This is a genomic window from Kitasatospora sp. NPDC101157 (assembly GCF_044768255.1).
Lineage (GTDB): Bacteria > Actinomycetota > Actinomycetes > Streptomycetales > Streptomycetaceae > Kitasatospora.
Genome location: NZ_JBIWPL010000035.1, coordinates 41,553 through 56,269, shown reverse-complemented (window position 1 = coordinate 56,269; position 14,717 = coordinate 41,553). Strand labels below are relative to the sequence as shown.

The window sequence follows — 14,717 nt, the reverse complement described above, 5'->3', positions numbered from 1 at the left end:
CCATGGCGACGGCCGCGGCGGCGATGGCTGCCTCTCCGCCCACGGCTGCCACGTCGGAGCCGCCGAGGGTAAAGACGGCCAGGAGGAGGCCGACGCGCGCGATGAGGCCGGCGCCGATGGCGGGATCCTCCAGCTCGTCCTACAGGTCCCCGACGTCCTGGCGAAGGCATCGCAGGCCTTGTCGCCTTCGGCTCCGAGGCGGCTGATGAGCCCGGCGACCTTCTTCCAGTCCTTGGCGGACCGGCGGCCTTCGGCGGATTTGTTCATCAGGCGACGGCCTGCTCGGTGTCAGGTTGCTCGCCCAGGAGCCGAAGAAGAGGCACACCCCAGGTGGCCCAGTGCTCCAGCCGTTGGCCGAACAGCAGGTGGATGCCTTGAGCGTTGGCAAGATCGTGCGCCGGCTGGGTGAACGTGCTGTTGCTGACGGCGACAACAATGTCGGCTCCGTGGACCGGCCGGGCAGTACCGTTGAGGGTCTGAATGACGTCCGAGCCGATCTTCTTTCGGGTACGGCGGTGCTTGCACTGGAAGACGATCTTGCGCTGATCGGGTGTGAGCGCGATGACATCTGCACCCAGGTCGCGGGCCCCGCCTTGACGCCGTTCGACGGTCAGTCCGTCCCGCGCGGCCAGCGTCGCAATCACCTGCTCGAACTCGGCGGGGCTCATCGTGTCAAGATCGGAAGTGCTGAAGCTGTCCGTCGTCGTGGCGAAGGCCAGGTAGTCGGCTTCGCTCAACGCGAGGGTCTGAATCCGCTCGCTGTGCTCGCGCAAGATGGTGGACAGGCGCAGCTGAGCGGCGGACACTTCGCTCTCCAAGTGCCCTGCTTCCTCAAGTTCCGCCACCACAGGAGTGTCCGTGCGGTAACGCGCGGACAAGTCCGTCCATGCCTTGTCACGCAAACCATGCCAGATCTCCGCGACGGCATTCTGCCGTCGCTGGGCCTGCGAGAGCTCATCGGCGAGCAGTTCACGCAGGTGCCGATACGCATCCTGGAACGCCCGTCTGGTTGGTATCTGCTGGTCGCTGACTGCAAGGCGCTGGGCGTGCGTGGCTTCGCGCTGGACGGCTTGACGGTAGTTGTGCACGCGGGCGTACAGGGTCATGAGCGTCCTGCCCTCGGCGTGATACAGGAAGGCGGCCAGGAGATCGTCGTCGGTCGCCTCGCGGATATGTTCGCGCAGGCTCTGGCTGTAGCGGGGCTCGTCGAGGGCAGGGACCGCGACTCGGGTGTTCCAGTTGATGTGCATCAGTTCTCCCCGGCGCCAGTGAGAAGGCGGTCGAGGTCCAGAGGGCGGCCCCAGACAGCCCAGGCTTCAAGGTCGCCGCGTTCCAGGAGGATGACGGGATTGGCTTCCGCGTAGCGGTAGGCCGGCAGGGTGAGGTGACCGTTGACCGCGATGACGACAGCTTCTGCACCCCCTTGGGCCGCCGCGTGCCTTGCTCGCCGCAAAGCCGCCAGGGGCAGGTTGCGCTTGCTACCAAATGCGGGTTCGGCGAGGTGGTGGGCACTGAAGGCGACCGTGTGGCCCCCGGCGGTGCGCATCACGATGGTGCTGGTCTCTTCGGTCCATGTGTCGAGGGCGGTGCAACCTTCGGCTTCCAGAAGGTCCTGTACGAGCTGGGCAAAGACTTCGGGTGCCATGCGGTCGATGTCGGCGAGGGAATTCTTGGCGTTAGTCGCCGCGTGCTGCCGCTGGTATCGGTCCTGAAGTGCCAGTTCGTGCAGTTTCTCGCGGTCATCGGCGAGGAGCTGTGCGAGACGTTCCCGGGCCTGCTGCAGCTGATCGTCCAGTGGCGCGAGTTCGTCGAGCACGAATCCGCGGCTGCGCTGAGCCGCCTGCCGGTCGTCGAGGGACAGTCCCAGCCATCGAGTCAACTCGAACAGCGCCTGTTCGCACTCTGCCACGGCCTCGTCGGCCTCCTCCAGCTCGGAGGCAATCTGCTCGTGGAGGGCGCCAGCGGCATCCTGGCACGCCTTCGGGATTCGGGCGCGCCACTGGTCGGCCAGCGTGAAGTAGTACGTGTAAACAGGGCCCTTTCGTCGCGCTGACTCCTCCTTCTCGCGCCCCAGCCGGTCGGCATGTTGGTGCCACCCAGTTGCAACCCGCTGGGCGATTCGGCACTCGCCTGTCCATAGGAGGGCGGCGAGCATGTCGTCCCGGTCGGCCTTGCCGATGAGGTCCCCCATGGTGCGCGAGATCGCCTTGTTCGCGTGGGGCGGAGGAACAACGCGAGCGGCCCGGTCAATAATCACCGCGCGAGACTACACAGCGCCACCGACAAGCCAAATTCGAGCGCATTGCGTCATCGACGCAGGTCAGGTGCGCTATGGAGTAACGCCTCATCAAGTCCGGCTCGATGGAAGGGCGAACGCGAGAGAGCGTGACGGGTGGCGCAACCCTCTGCCACACGTCCCCGCCGCAGCACTGCACGGCGGAACGAAGCCACTCCCGTAGCGGGGTCTCCAGGACGGCGGAAACGTCCTCACGCAGGGCAGCGTTGTCACCGTTGTGGAAGGGCAGATGGGGTCACGGAATCGTCACCCCGTCACCGAAGAGGTTCAGCCCGCCGCGCAGCACCGGCATCCGACACCTCCCCGCGGAGCGGCGGCACCGGGGATCAGTCGGCGGATTCCTGCTCGGCCTGCCACCGCTCGGCGAGTTCCTGCTTCCAGCCCTTGGGCGGCGGCCATGGCACGCCCCACGCGGCGAGCTGCGCCCGGGTCCAGCCGCCGGCGGGAGTGCGGGCGGCTTCGATCTCGTCAGGAGAAGGAGTCACGGCACCGATGATGCCGGAGTTCTGCGAGAACGGGGCACGGTCGAGAGGACCGGGGCGCGGCTGTCGGAGTCCTCGGGTAAGGTGCCGTTTCGTACGCAAGAGGGCGCCCGGCCACCACATTTGGCCGGGCGCCCTCGTCGCTGAGCACGAGGTCGCCGGGCGGCCGATGCGTAGGTGCCGACCGCGCCGGGCGGCGTCGCCCCGGCCCGGGGCGGCGAGCGGGCCCAGGAGAAGGCCGTCGTTTAGTGGTTCAACCAGGCGCGACCATGGGGATCCAGTTACGAGTCGGCCTGGTCGGTTTCCTCGTCTTCAGTCTCCTCCACGAAAAGGACATCCTCCCAATGCCGGAGGATGCCCTGGGCCACAAGCAGGGCCGGCACGACGTACGTCTCGTTCAGAGCCCCGTCAAGTAGATGAGCGACCCGGTGACGGTTGTAGTGGTTGGGAGCCTCGATGCTCGGGGCGAACAGGTACTGCATGCCCGCGATGATCAGCCACTCGATAAGCAGCCAACTGCGGAAGGTCTTGGGCGTGGGCTTTGCGGCCTGCCATGTCGACAGGAGGACCAGTCCAGGACCGCGCTTTCCCTTGTTCGGCGGCATGGAGCTCGCGTAGTTGTTCTCGAGGCGTTCTGCATAGGTGCGAACGATTTGATCGAGTACGGCGGCAACCAACGTCAGGGCTGCCTCGTTGTGGCCGTCTTGTGCTGCCGACAGTGCTTTACGGACCAGCTGAGCCAGCGGCTTGACCTCATCCTGGCTGATGGCCTGCAGGCTCACCTCGATGTCTGCGAGGATCTCGTCGCGCCGGTCGCCAAGAATCTGGTGGCGCTTCTCCTGGTCGTGCCGAGCCTGCACCAGCTCCTGGACGATGTTCGCCCGGGGAGCCCACGCAAGCACTATGCCGTCTGCCGCGCTGATGTCCAGAATCGCTGCCCAGTCATCGTCCCCGAAGCTACGCAGGTTGGATGGCAACAGCATTTCTGCGAGTCGGGTCAGATCGCGCCCGATCTCCTGGATCTGGCGACTGACGTCCGGCAGCAGCGATGTCAGGGCCGACAGCCGCTGCTCCAGCAGCTTCGGCCCTATCGCCCAGGACACATCGACTGCTGGCAGCGCCATCCGGAGCGAGTCGAGGGTGGGCAGCAGTATCCGGGGCACATCGATGGGGGGCAGCACCATCCGCGACAAGTCTCGCTGGTTTTGCTCTAGCACCTTCATGATCCCGCCAGTAAGCAAGCGGGTCTGCGCCTCCGCGAACTGGCGCACAATCTCCTGAGCGCCCCGGATGGCGGCACAAGAGGAGCTGTTCACCCAGGTCAGTGCCGCGATCTGCGGAACGTAGCTCTTCGGGAGACCGCTCTGCCACGACCGCAGCGCCTCACCAACCTCTGGCAACCTCAGTCCCGCGCCAGGTGGAGGCTGCGGGGCCTCCTCGGCAATCTGCGGTTCTGGCTCAGAGACACACTCGTCCGGCTGCGGGTCGGGCACCTCGTCATCAGCGCTCACCCGAGCATTCTCCATCTCCGCCGAGACCAGAAGCGAGCGATTTAGGGCGCGGGGGCTTCGGACACTGGCCCGCCGCTGCGTCACCGCCCTCACCATGCCACTCTCGCTGAGCTGGGACTGGAGTGGGCGGCCTGAGCGGCAGTTAGGCGGACCCCCGGGGGCGGTCGGCTGTGTGCCGGCCGCCCCGTTTGCTGGCTGCTGCTCCAGGCCAGCCCGTGGAATTTCGTGCCGGACGAAGCAGCGGCGCTGGGCGCGCCCTGGTGGGGGCGCTCTCGCTGGGTTCAACGACGATGCACCGTTGTTTGGGTGCGGTCGGCAGGCGCGGGGTGGAGTGGGTCCTCGCGGCCCCGGCTTGCCGAGTTATCGCCTTAGCTGCGCGGCTTGGGCAGAGCCATGCGGACGTGGAGCAGGGCTGGACGGGTGGGTGGCACGGTTCGTCAGCGGTGCATGGACTGGTGGCCTCTTTACCGCGGTAAAGGCCAGCATGCTGGCATTCCTAACGTGTTGAGCTTCGCTCCCGAGCATCGGCGTTAGTAAGGTACCGGCTATGAGTTCCCCAGCCACCTCCAACGACCGCGAGAAGGTCGTATCCAAGCTGCCAGGATGGCTCTGGCAAACGCTCAAGGTCCGAGCGGCACAGCACCGCGTCGAGATCCAGATCGCCGTTGAACGAGGCATCACGGCCTGGATGGCCCTGGCTTCTGCCCCGGGCACCATCGACACCTCCGGCGCCGAGTCGTTCTCCACCTTCCTGCCCAATGGGCAGTGGGAAGCATTCCGGCAGACGGCGGCCGACCGGGGCGTCTCCCTGACGCAAGGGCTCGCCCAATCCGTGCAGCTGTGGCTGGAGACGAACCCGGCTCCCACCGTGAAACGCGCCAAGCACCCGCGCCGCCGCATCGTCTGCAACCAGAAGGGCGGCGTCGGCAAGACAGCTGTCGCGGCCGGCCTTGGCGAGGCGCTCGCGGAAGACTCCGAGGCCCTTCACCCGGTACGCATCTCCAAGCACTTCGCTGCGCGCCTGGAAGACGTTCAGGGCCCTGACCCGCTGGAGCTTGAGGAGCTGCCCGGCCTTGGCCGCCGCACGCTGCTGGTCGACTTCGACCCGCAGCGCCACCTCACCAAGCAGCTGGGGCAGGAAGAGATCCCCATGGCGTCGGAGATCGACAGCCTCAGCAAGCACATGACGGGGGAATCCAAGCGCGACATCCGCGATCTGGTGGTGTCGATCCAGGATGACCGGTACGGCGGGCGGCTCGACTTGTTGCCGGGGTGCCAGGACGGCTTCCTCCTGGACGTCGCCTTGTCGAAGGTGCGCTTCCGGGAGGCCGCCCTCGAACGCGCGCTGGCGCCGCTTGAGCCGTTCTACGACGAGATCATCGTGGACTGCCCGCCCAGCCTTGGGCTCAGTATGGACGCGGCCATCTATTACGGACGCCGACGGGAAGACGAGGATCCCGGCACCTCCGGCGCTCTCATCGTCGTCCAGGCCGAGGACAGCAGCGCCGACGCCTACGACCTGCTCATCAGCCAGATTGAGGATCTCCGCAACGACATGGGCGTGGAGATCGACTACCTCGGCATCGTGGTCAACCTCTACGACCCGCGCCGCGGCTTCATCGCCACCTCATCACTCCAGGCCTGGATCGACATAAAGGACCCGAGGGTGATCGCGGTCATCGGCGACCTGACCGACCAGCGCAAGGCCGTCCGCGTCAGGCAGCCACTGCTGTCCTTCGCGCCGCGCGGCGAGCAGGCGGCCACCATGCGCGCTCTGGCCCGGGAGGTGTCATGACCCGAGTAGCCGACCAACTTGGCACCGGGGCGTCTTTCGCCCGGGCGCAGGGCGGCGTCAGCGCGCGCCGCCAGGCCGTCGCTGCCAGCACTGGGGCACCCACCACCGGGGCTCCGGACAGCCGTCTGCGGGCTTTGCCGCTCACACAGCTCGTACCGACCCGGTTCAACCCGCGCCGGAACTTCGGCACGGAGGAGGAGCTGCGAGAGTTCGGGCTGAAGCTCAAGAAGAAGCAACTGCAGCCCGCCGTCGCGGTCACTCGCGACGCCTACCTCCAGCTGTGGCCGGGCGAGGCGGAGAAGATCGGCGGCGCGGTCTACGTCATCGCCAACGGTGAGCGGCGCTGGCGGGGCTCGCAGGCCGCTGGCGTCCTCACCCTCGATGTAGTGGTCGACGACGAGATCGCGAAGTCCCGCGCCGACTTCCTGGACGCGGTGCTCTCGGAGAACAACGACCGCGAGGACCTCGACCCGATCGAGCGTGCCCTCGGCATCAGGACGATGGTCGAAGAGCTCGATGGCAAGGCCAAGGTCGCGGAGCACTACGGGAAGTCGCCTGGCTGGGTCACTCAGCAGATGTATCTGCTGGACCTGGCACCGGAGCTTCAGGAGCTGGTGAGCTCCGGAGAGCTTCCCCTGCGCGAGACCCGCGCGTTGGCGAAGCTCCCAGTGCACGAACAGGTGGAGGCCTGGCAGGCCCGATCTGCTGAGCGGGAGAAGGAGAAGACTCAGCCGCGGCAACCGAGGAACCGACAGAAGCAGTCGAGCGACGGAGAGGCACCCGGCGCCGCCGCGAAGCCGGCCTTTACCGCGGTAAAGAAGAGCGCGACCGACGACGCTGACGAAGCCTCCGAGGCGGTGGGCTTTACCGCGGTAAAGCCCACCGGCGAAGCAGAGCTCTCCCCGGCCCAACGTGACGCCTCCGTGCCGCATCAGGCCTCGGCGGAGGACGCCGCAGCAGCCGACCCACTCGCTGACTTCGCCGTCTACGTGAGCAAGGCCGGCGCGTTCGCCGACTCGGTCCAGGGTCTGGCCCAGGCGTACGCCAAGGCCAGGGAGACTGACCAGGACCGTACAGCCGAACTCGCGGCGCAGCTCCGCGCCCACGTGCTGCGCGTTGTGGACCAGCTTCCCGACGTGTGCCCCGCCGAGGACGCGACGGCATAGGCCCAGGAACGCAAAGAGGCCCCGTACCAGCGCAGACGCGCGGTACGGGGCCTCGTGTTGGTGCTGCTGGCTGGGCGGTGGTCGGGCTCGTCGGAGAGCCGACCCGGGGTCAGGCTCGACCGCGGCCGACTACGCCGGGGACGGCGGGAGGTTAGGGGTGGCCGGGCCAGCGTTCGGCGAGGTCGTTGTCGCCCTTGGTGTCGTAGCGGGCGATGATCCGCCAGGCGGTGTCGCACAGGTCGCGGGCGTAGCGCTCGCCGGCGGTGGAGTGGCCACCGTGGGCGGGGAAGAGGTCGTTGAGGTACTTCCACAGGGCGGGCTGGTCGCCGTCGAAGAACATCAGCAGGTAGTGGCCGAAGTAGGCGATGGTGGCGGGGTCCTTGGCCTGGTTCAGCTTGGTGATGCCGGTCTGCATCTTGCTGAGGATGTACTCCGGGCCGCTGGCGCTCTGGCTGGTGTCGTCGGGGCCGACGATGCGCTTGGCGCCGGTGTCGACGGTGGACCAGAAGGCGGTGTCGTCCCGGCCGGGGAGCATGGCGAGCAGCCGGGCGAGGTGGCGCAGGTCGGGGTCGGTGGTGAAGGCGTCGTGCATGGGAGTCCTTGTCGGTGGTGGTTCAGCGGGCCAGGGGAATGAGGCCGAAGGCGACCTCGCGGCGGGCCACGGGCTGAATGAATTCCTGGTAGCTGGTCAGCTGCTGGGGGTGGATGGCGGTGGTGTAGGCGAGCATGACGCCGCCGCGTTCGCGGACGCGGGTGGTGTAGAGCTTCTCGAACGTGCCGGCCCAGTGCTCGAAGGGGCTCAGGTGGACTTCGACGGTCGAGCCGCGCAGGCGGGCGGTAGGGGTGTGGCCGTCGTGGGCGCGGACCGGGCGGTCGATGATGAAGTCCGGGCCGGCTGTGGCCAGCCCGAGTTCGCGGCCGTAGTCCATGGTGGCGACCTGCCAGGCCCCGGCGTCGTCCTGGCGCAGGCGGACCGCTTCCAGGTGCGGGTTGACCAGGAAGGTCGGCCAGATGTCGGGCTTGTCATCCGTGCCCCCGAGCGCCCAGTCGATCATGCGCGAGCGCCAGGAGAGGTTGCTGGAAGCCCGGAAGTAGAGGTCGTTCCAGCTGGAGGTCTGGCAGGTGGTGTGGTGGAGGGTGGCCATGGTGACGCTGGGGTCGACGTCGATACACAGCGAGGGCGGTTGGGTGCCGAGCGGCTTGTTGCAGCTCTGGCAGTCCTGGGGCCAGAGGTTGCGGGCGACGTCGGCGAGGACCTGGTCGCCGAGCTTGGCCTTGATGTCGGGGTGCACGGCCATGGAGGGGAGCGTCATCGTGGGGTCCTTCCGACTCGAGGGATGGGACTGGCGGTGTACGCCGGAGCGCCGGCTTGCTGGGCACGGCGAGCCGGTGGCCCGCCCGGATCGGGCGGGCCACCGGTGCTGGCGGCGGGTCAGTTCTGGAAGGTCTCGGTGCCCCACATCTCGGCGAGGCGTTCGTGGGAGGGGCGCCGCGTGTTGTGGGCCAGGTGCAGGCGCCAGGCGGTGGTGCGGATGTCGCGCAGGCACTCCAGGCCGGCCGCGCTCTCCGTGTCGTAGCCGAGGCCACGGTTGACGACGTCGGCGACGGCCTGCTCCTGGCCGCCGAAGAACATCAGCACGTACTGGGCGAGCCATCCGGCGGCCTGCTCGCAGTCGCTGGGGTTGCCCAGGCAGCGCTGGATGTAGGGGCCGGTGTTGCCCAGGACGTAGGTGATGCGCTCGCGCTTCTGTTTCGGCGACTCGTTCTCCCCGGCGGTCCCGGCGACGTCGAGGTCAATCCACCAGTCCTTGGCGTCCGGGCCGGGCAGCAGCGAGAGCAGGTCGAGCAGGTGATCCAGGTCAGTACGGTCCGTGCTCAATGAGTTCCCCTCCGTGGTGGTCTTGGTTCGCACCGTACGATCCCCGAGACTGGGCCGGGGGGCGTTTGGTGATGTTCGTTCAGCTCGCTCCGCCGAGGTCCGGCTGCTGCCGGGCGAGGGGACGCTCCCCTCGGTGGCGGGTGGTCAGGGCTGCTTGGGCTGCAGGGCGGTCAGGCGGCCGACGCGGACCTGGTGGTGGCCGGCCCAGCCGCGGTGTGGGTGGTCCGGGTCTGCGGCGAGCACGACGTGCTGCTCGGTGGCGAGCGTCCAGGCGGCCCAGGGCAGGTCGATCACGTGCGGGCTGGAGGCGTTGACGCGGCTGGCGGTGGCGATGCGCAGCAGGAACAGCGCCATCCGCTGGCTGTAGGCGGTGGGGGGCTCGCTCTTCGTGCGGGCCGGGTTGGAGGCGCTGGCGTAGTCGCCGAGCGGCCGGGTCGCGGTGCCGGCCGGTCCGTAGGGCCGCTGCCGGTGCAGGCCCCAGGCGGGGTCGAGGAGGTCGGCGTCGGGCGGGCAGTAGCCGATCACGGCTTCGCTGCGGCCGCCGGGCAGGGGCCGGGAGGTGTAGAGCAGGGCGTAGGCGCCCCAGTCGGGGCCCGCGCCGCCGCCGGTGCGGGACAGAGTGACCTGCCCCGCACCGGTAACGTGGCCCGGCGCAGCGGTCGGGCGGGCGGCCATGGTCAACCGGCGAGCGCGTCGGGGTGCGCGGCGTACCAGTCACGCAGAACCTGCTGGGGGATGACGCCGCGGTCCGCGACCGGGCGGCCGTTCCCGTTGGCCCAGGCGCGGATCGTGTTGCGAACCGTCTTGTCGGCGGGCTGCGCCAGCTCGGATCCGCCGGGCGTGCCGACCGCGCCGGCCCGGCTGCTGGGCGCCGAGGTGGTGGGCTTGCCCGCCTTGGCGTCGCGCAGGGCCTGCTCGGCGCGCAGCAGCTGCGCCTTGAGGGTGGCGACCTTCTGCTCGTAGGCGGCAACTGCCTGGTCGGCGGTGCGCTGCGCGGCGAGCTTCTCCAGCGCCTGGCGGGCCTGTTCGGCCGCTCGCTGGACCTTGGCCTGCGGGTGCTGGGCGCCCCAGGCGAGGAGCTCGTCCACGGCGGAGCCGAACGCCGAGTCGGAGTCGGAGTCGGTGTGCGGGTGCTGGGCGGCGAGGGCCTGCAGCTCGTCCTCGGTCAGGCCGGTGGCGGCGAGGATCTTGAGCGGGCTGTCGCCCTTGGCGCGCATGGCCAGGGCGACCTCGCGGGTGACGGGGTCCACGGCCGCCAGGACGTCGGCCTGCTCGTCGGTGGTGGTGAGGGTGTCGGACACGGGGGTACCTCCGTGGGGCTGGTCGGGACGGCCGGCGATCCCGGCCTGGGTGGCGAGGTGCGGTGCGAGCCGGGCGAGGTCGTCCTCGCCGCTGGGCAGGCCGAGCGCGGTCAGGAGCAGGACCAGGTCCTCCTCGTCGCGGGCGCCGCGGGCGGTGCGCACGGCGGCGTCGGCGTCCTGCCGGGGCTCGGTGGGGGAAAGGTCGATGCTCTCGGCGGCGATCAGGACGGTCGCCGGGTTGGCGGTGTCGCTGGGCATCGGTCAGCCGATCGCGGTCGGCGCCACGAGGAAGCGCGTGTCCCAGGACGCCAGGGTGTAGAGGTCCAGGACCTCGAGGAGCATTTCGTCGATCTCGCCGTCATCACCCGCGTCCGCGTCGGAGACGTAGACGCACGGCGGGGCTGTCACGCGCAGGTGGACCGCGAGGCGGCGCGCGGGCGCGTCGTCGACACCGTCGCGCAGTTCCCAGATCTGGCCGGGGGCGGCGAGGACCAGCGGGTCGCCGTCGGTGGCGCGCTCGCACGCCAGGCGCAGCGCGATGTTCTCGGGCAGCAGGTCGTCGTGCTGCAGCCGGTTGGCGATGCGGCGGATGACGGTGCCAGCGAGGTGCGGGCCGAGGATCAGGTCCAGCGGCACGGCCTGGCCGTGGTCGTCGGTGCTCATGCTGCGGTCTCCTTCGGGCTCGGCGTGGCGGTGCGGGTGGTGGGGCGGCGGAGGGCGGCAAGGAGTTCGGCGCGGTGCTCGGCCGCGCGCGGGTCGGGCGCCATGGCGGTGCCGAGGGCCCGGGCCGGAGTGGTTCGGCGGCGAGCCGGCCGCAGGGCGGGGCACTGGGGGACGAGCTCGGCAGCCAGGCGCCGGTCCAGCTCGTCCGGGAGCTGCTGGCCGGTCACCGGGGGCTGGCCTTCGGCGCGCCGACGATGACGGGGCTCATAAGCAGCAGGTGGAGCAGGGAGGCGTCGTTGCTGGAGTGGGTGGCGGGCAGGCCGCAGTTCCAGCAGTCCTGCTCGGGGCCCGACCAGGCCGTGGAGCAGGAGGAGCAGGCGTAGCGGGAGCGGTGCGGGCGCGGGGCCAGGCGGCCGATCGAGCGGATCGTCAGCGCGGCTTGGCGGCGCTGGTCCGGGGACGGGGTGCGGGGAAGAGCGGGACGGGGCAGGAGCGCGGTCGCCATACTGAGTTGTCCTTCGGTCTCGTGTCGGAGGGATGGCCCGGGTTCGGTCGGTCGGCTGTGAGAGGCATTGGTTCGGCCGGACCCGGGGAAGGCCGCGGCCCGCCTGACGGATCAGGCGGGCCGCGGTGCTGTGAGCGGGGGGTGTCAGCCTGGGTAGTCGTCGGCGCTGGCGTACGGCGCGGCGCTGGCCCAGGGGTCGTCGTCCGGCAGCGGGCGGGGCGTCGGCGGCGCGGTGGCGAGGCAGCGGTGCCGGTAGCCGCCCTCGAAGGTGTAGCCGGTGCCGCCGCACTCGCAGGCCTCGCCGTGGACGTGGTGATAGCGGCCGACGGGGCAGTCGACGGGCTCCTGGTGGACCGGCACGAAGATCCCGTCGCCCTGGTCGTCCCAGGTCATGGTCTCCAGCACCATCCCGGTGCCGCCGCACCCGCCGACGCAGTTCGCGTCGTGGGGCTCGTCCGGGCACGGGGAGCCGTCGTCGGCGTAGTCGACCTCGCCGAGGACGTCGGCGGCCCGGCGCAGCAGTTGCTCGGCCTCGTCCATCTGGAGGGCGAGACCGGGGTGGCCGGCGGCGCGCAGGTCGGTGGCCAGGTCGCGGACCAGGTCGCCGAGCAGGTGGGCCGGGGCCTGCTCCTGGAGGGCCTGGAGGACGTCGGCGGGGTCTGTCCAGTCACCGGAGGCGAGCCAGTCGTGCAGGTGCCCGACGCCCTCGCGCAGCGGCGGGCAGGGCAGCTCGCCCCACCGGTCCGCGCTCTGGTCCGGGACCGGGCCGGTGGTGGCCTGGCGTCGAAGGTGCAGCGTGATCCCGGCGGCGGCCAGCGCGGTGCCGGCCGCGGCGGTCAGGAGTGCGGTGCGCTTCACGCTTCACCGGTCCAGGCGCCGGTCGGGTCGTCGCTGATCTCCGCCGACGAGCCGGTGCCGACGGCCAGGCCGTTCTCGACGACCGGCAGGTGGACGTGGCGGTGTGTCACGGCCACGGCCGCGCCGAGGTCCCGGAGCAACTCGGCGACCTTGCGGGCCAGGACTACGCTGCGGTGCTTTCCGCCCCTGCAGTAGACGTGCAGGGCGACCGGCTGGCCGGGCAGTGCGGCTGCCTGGGCGAGGACGCGCAGCACGGTGCGCTCGGCGATCTCGACCGCGCCGGGAGTGGCCAGCACGTAGTCGTAAACGACCTGGTCCAGGCCGCTGGAGTGGAGCATCACCTCGCGGACCTCGGGGTCCTCCGGGGGATTGCGCAGCGCGGTCGTCAGATCAAGCGTCAGGGCGTCGCCGAGGGGCGGGTCCTGGTGCAGGACGCCATAGCTGGTGATCTCCACCAGGGTGTGCGGGGCGATCAGCGGCACGAGCAGCTCGGCGACCATCTGGACGTTGCCGCCGATCCAGCCCGTCAGGTCCGCCGCGGTGCGGCCGGGGTAGTGGGCAAGGCTCGCAGCCGGGTCGGTGTGCTCACCGGCGGTGCGCAGGTGGCCGATCGCGGCGGCGAGCTGGGCGATCAGCGGGGACTCGATCCGCTCCAGCCGCAGCAGCCGGCGGTCGCAGGACTCGGGGGTGGTGGCGCTGGCTTCGGGTGCCACGGTTCTCCGATCACAAGGAGTGGGGTCCGGCCGGGCGGCCGCGCCGCTCGCCACTGCGCCCCGCCTGCCGGGCCTGGAAGGCCGGCGGGGCGGGGCGCGGTGGCGGGCAGCGTCACGGCCCGGAGAACTCCGGTGCGTCAGTGGCCGGGGCGGGCCATCGAGCGGCAGGCCGCGGCGTGGCCGTTCGCGTCCTCGTGGGCCTTGTTCCGCTCGGTCGGCAGGTACGGGTCGCCGAAGGCGTTCACCGAGCCTCGGGTATCGCAGCCCCGGCAGGTCCAGGTGAAGCCGTCGACCTCGTACCAGCGGTCGCTGACGTAGGGGCGGCCCTGCGCGGTGTAGTTGGTGCGGAACCGGCGGGCCATCAGGTCGACGTGGGCGCCGCCGACGGTCAGGTAGCGGGCGAGGACGCCCTCGGGCCAGGCGGTGGCCCAGGTGGTGCTGGTGCTCATCGGAATTTCCTTCCGGTCATCGGGCTGTCGGACCGGCCGCGCCGCGCCGCGTCCCGTCCCCGGGCCTGGCCGGCTCGGGGACGGGACGCCGTGGTGGGCAGCTTCCGGGTCCGGATGAAGGTCAGAGGTACTGGAGCTCGGCGGTGCTCTGGGCGGCGGGCAGGGCGCGGGAGGCGGCGGCGGCCACGCGCTGGCGCAGCTCCTCGGCGGCCCGGAGGGAGTCGAGCAGTTCCCGGTAGAGCGCGTACTGGCCGGGGTCGTTGAGGTCGAGGTTGGTCTCGGCTGCGGCCGCGAGGCTGCGCAGGTAGATCACGACGTCGGCGCTCTCCTGGTGCAGGCCGACCAGGCCGGGCTGGAACTCCAGCGGGCCGGTCAGCTTCCGCAGGGCGGAGCGGAGCTCGGCATCGTGGCTGGCGCGGGCGGCGGTGGGGTTGGCCTCCAGAGCCGCGGCCAGGGCGGCCGGGTCGTGCAGGGCGAGTTCGCGGCCGAGGCGGCGTACCAGGCGGGCGGGCAGGAAGCGGAGCAGGCGGTTCACGGTGGCCTCCAGGAGGCGGCGAGACGGTGGCGGGTGTCGGCCGGGCGGCCGCGCCGCGCACCACCGCGCCCCGCCGTCGCGGCCTGGCTGGCCGCAGGGCGGAGCACGGTGGTGGGCAGCGTCACGGCCCGGTGGACCAGGGGGATCGTCAGGCCGCGGCGAGTGCGGCGAGTTGCTCGCGTTCTTCGTCGGACAGTTCGCTGCACGGCAGGCAGGAACCGAGCGACTTCAGGGGCAGGCAGAAGTCGTAGGTGACGCGGCAGAGCGGGCATGTCATCCGGGCCTTCATCGCGGCGGCGAGGGCGAGGGCGCGGGCCGGGGTCATCGGCCGCACCGGCTTGGCGCCGGCGACCGGGTAGAGATGGCCGACGCGTTTGCCGCCTCGGCAGACGACCTGGGCGGCCACGGCCTGGCCGCCAGGGCGCAGGCCCATCTCGCGCAGCTGGCGGCGGGTGGCCATCCGTCCTTTCTCGGGGCCGAGCTTCCAGGGGAAGGTCGGGGTGCCGCCGTGGTGCTCGCCGGTCGGGTCGAGGTCGATCGCGCGCACTGCGCTCTCCTTCCTGG

19 protein-coding genes are annotated in these 14,717 nt (G+C 70.5%); 2 read left to right on the top strand and 17 right to left on the bottom strand.

Annotated features, from left to right (window positions below):
* Window positions 1-266: 266 nt before the first annotated feature.
* The 4 genes from ACIRVF_RS38945 to ACIRVF_RS38930 form a co-directional block, all read right to left on the bottom strand.
* The gene (locus ACIRVF_RS38945; RefSeq protein ID WP_402829088.1) at window positions 267-1,250 is read right to left on the bottom strand and encodes a restriction endonuclease; all 984 of its coding nucleotides are present in this window, start codon (window positions 1,248-1,250) and stop codon (window positions 267-269) included.
* Window positions 1,250-2,257 (bottom strand): restriction endonuclease, encoded by a 1,008-nt coding sequence (locus ACIRVF_RS38940; RefSeq protein ID WP_402829086.1) that lies wholly within the window; start codon window positions 2,255-2,257, stop codon window positions 1,250-1,252. Before ACIRVF_RS38940 ends, ACIRVF_RS38945 begins: the two co-directional genes overlap by 1 nt.
* Before the next feature lie 365 nt (window positions 2,258-2,622).
* Window positions 2,623-2,781, bottom strand: a complete 159-nt coding sequence (locus ACIRVF_RS38935) for a hypothetical protein (RefSeq protein WP_402829084.1) — start codon at window positions 2,779-2,781, stop codon at window positions 2,623-2,625.
* A gap of 278 nt (window positions 2,782-3,059) precedes the next feature.
* The gene (locus ACIRVF_RS38930) at window positions 3,060-4,289 is read right to left on the bottom strand and encodes a hypothetical protein (RefSeq protein WP_402829082.1); all 1,230 of its coding nucleotides are present in this window, start codon (window positions 4,287-4,289) and stop codon (window positions 3,060-3,062) included.
* Between the two features lie 547 nt (window positions 4,290-4,836).
* Here ACIRVF_RS38930 and ACIRVF_RS38925 point away from each other — a divergent pair.
* Window positions 4,837-6,084 (top strand): ParA family protein, encoded by a 1,248-nt coding sequence (locus tag ACIRVF_RS38925; protein ID WP_402829080.1) that lies wholly within the window; start codon window positions 4,837-4,839, stop codon window positions 6,082-6,084.
* Window positions 6,081-7,250 (top strand): ParB/RepB/Spo0J family partition protein, encoded by a 1,170-nt coding sequence (locus tag ACIRVF_RS38920; RefSeq protein ID WP_402829078.1) that lies wholly within the window; start codon window positions 6,081-6,083, stop codon window positions 7,248-7,250. The genes ACIRVF_RS38925 and ACIRVF_RS38920 overlap by 4 nt, the downstream gene beginning before the upstream one ends.
* Window positions 7,251-7,401: 151 nt before the next feature.
* Here the strand turns inward: ACIRVF_RS38920 and ACIRVF_RS38915 are convergent, their stop codons facing one another.
* The 13 genes from ACIRVF_RS38915 to ACIRVF_RS38855 all read right to left on the bottom strand — a co-directional run bounded on the left by ACIRVF_RS38915 (window position 7,402) and on the right by ACIRVF_RS38855 (window position 14,700).
* Complete coding sequence (locus tag ACIRVF_RS38915) at window positions 7,402-7,842, bottom strand: hypothetical protein (protein ID WP_402829076.1); 441 nt, start codon at window positions 7,840-7,842, stop codon at window positions 7,402-7,404.
* A 22-nt stretch (window positions 7,843-7,864) separates the two neighbouring features.
* A complete protein-coding gene (locus tag ACIRVF_RS38910) occupies window positions 7,865-8,563 on the bottom strand; it encodes a hypothetical protein (protein ID WP_402829074.1) in 699 nt (232 codons plus the stop codon).
* Window positions 8,564-8,682: 119 nt separating this feature from the next.
* Window positions 8,683-9,129, bottom strand: coding sequence for a hypothetical protein (locus ACIRVF_RS38905; protein ID WP_402829072.1), 447 nt, complete (start codon window positions 9,127-9,129; stop codon window positions 8,683-8,685).
* A gap of 144 nt (window positions 9,130-9,273) precedes the next feature.
* Entirely contained in the window at window positions 9,274-9,810 is a 537-nt protein-coding gene (locus tag ACIRVF_RS38900) for a hypothetical protein (protein WP_402829070.1), read from the bottom strand.
* Window positions 9,807-10,688, bottom strand: a complete 882-nt coding sequence (locus ACIRVF_RS38895; protein WP_402829068.1) for a hypothetical protein — start codon at window positions 10,686-10,688, stop codon at window positions 9,807-9,809. The genes ACIRVF_RS38900 and ACIRVF_RS38895 overlap by 4 nt, the downstream gene beginning before the upstream one ends.
* 3 nt (window positions 10,689-10,691) lie before the next feature.
* Entirely contained in the window at window positions 10,692-11,093 is a 402-nt protein-coding gene (locus tag ACIRVF_RS38890) for a hypothetical protein (RefSeq protein ID WP_402829066.1), read from the bottom strand.
* On the bottom strand, window positions 11,090-11,320 hold the full coding sequence (locus ACIRVF_RS38885) for a hypothetical protein (protein WP_402829064.1): 231 nt from the start codon (window positions 11,318-11,320) through the stop codon (window positions 11,090-11,092). Before ACIRVF_RS38885 ends, ACIRVF_RS38890 begins: the two co-directional genes overlap by 4 nt.
* The gene (locus tag ACIRVF_RS38880; protein ID WP_402829063.1) at window positions 11,317-11,598 is read right to left on the bottom strand and encodes a hypothetical protein; all 282 of its coding nucleotides are present in this window, start codon (window positions 11,596-11,598) and stop codon (window positions 11,317-11,319) included. The genes ACIRVF_RS38885 and ACIRVF_RS38880 overlap by 4 nt, the downstream gene beginning before the upstream one ends.
* A 144-nt stretch (window positions 11,599-11,742) precedes the next feature.
* Window positions 11,743-12,456 carry a hypothetical protein gene (locus tag ACIRVF_RS38875; RefSeq protein ID WP_402829061.1) on the bottom strand — a complete coding sequence of 238 codons (714 nt, stop codon included), beginning with the start codon at window positions 12,454-12,456 and terminating at the stop codon, window positions 11,743-11,745.
* Window positions 12,453-13,169, bottom strand: coding sequence for a hypothetical protein (locus ACIRVF_RS38870; protein WP_402829059.1), 717 nt, complete (start codon window positions 13,167-13,169; stop codon window positions 12,453-12,455). Before ACIRVF_RS38870 ends, ACIRVF_RS38875 begins: the two co-directional genes overlap by 4 nt.
* A 137-nt stretch (window positions 13,170-13,306) precedes the next feature.
* Window positions 13,307-13,618 carry a hypothetical protein gene (locus tag ACIRVF_RS38865; RefSeq protein WP_402829057.1) on the bottom strand — a complete coding sequence of 104 codons (312 nt, stop codon included), beginning with the start codon at window positions 13,616-13,618 and terminating at the stop codon, window positions 13,307-13,309.
* 121 nt (window positions 13,619-13,739) lie between these two features.
* The gene (locus ACIRVF_RS38860; RefSeq protein WP_402829055.1) at window positions 13,740-14,153 is read right to left on the bottom strand and encodes a hypothetical protein; all 414 of its coding nucleotides are present in this window, start codon (window positions 14,151-14,153) and stop codon (window positions 13,740-13,742) included.
* A gap of 148 nt (window positions 14,154-14,301) precedes the next feature.
* Window positions 14,302-14,700: an RRQRL motif-containing zinc-binding protein gene (locus ACIRVF_RS38855; protein WP_402829053.1), complete on the bottom strand. Its 399-nt coding sequence runs from the start codon at window positions 14,698-14,700 to the stop codon at window positions 14,302-14,304.
* Window positions 14,701-14,717 lie beyond the last annotated feature (17 nt).

What these genes read in the sequence shown, in the direction of transcription:
- ACIRVF_RS38945 (WP_402829088.1), bottom strand. Translation starts at nt 1,250, where the DNA reads ATGCACATCAACTGGAACACCCGAGTCGCGGTCCCTGCCCTCGACGAG.
- ACIRVF_RS38925 (WP_402829080.1), top strand. Translation starts at nt 4,837, where the DNA reads ATGAGTTCCCCAGCCACCTCCAACGACCGCGAGAAGGTCGTATCCAAG.
- ACIRVF_RS38920 (WP_402829078.1), top strand. Translation starts at nt 6,081, where the DNA reads ATGACCCGAGTAGCCGACCAACTTGGCACCGGGGCGTCTTTCGCCCGG.
- ACIRVF_RS38915 (WP_402829076.1), bottom strand. Translation starts at nt 7,842, where the DNA reads ATGCACGACGCCTTCACCACCGACCCCGACCTGCGCCACCTCGCCCGG.
- ACIRVF_RS38910 (WP_402829074.1), bottom strand. Translation starts at nt 8,563, where the DNA reads ATGACGCTCCCCTCCATGGCCGTGCACCCCGACATCAAGGCCAAGCTC.
- ACIRVF_RS38895 (WP_402829068.1), bottom strand. Translation starts at nt 10,688, where the DNA reads ATGCCCAGCGACACCGCCAACCCGGCGACCGTCCTGATCGCCGCCGAG.
- ACIRVF_RS38890 (WP_402829066.1), bottom strand. Translation starts at nt 11,093, where the DNA reads ATGAGCACCGACGACCACGGCCAGGCCGTGCCGCTGGACCTGATCCTC.
- ACIRVF_RS38880 (WP_402829063.1), bottom strand. Translation starts at nt 11,598, where the DNA reads ATGGCGACCGCGCTCCTGCCCCGTCCCGCTCTTCCCCGCACCCCGTCC.
- ACIRVF_RS38865 (WP_402829057.1), bottom strand. Translation starts at nt 13,618, where the DNA reads ATGAGCACCAGCACCACCTGGGCCACCGCCTGGCCCGAGGGCGTCCTC.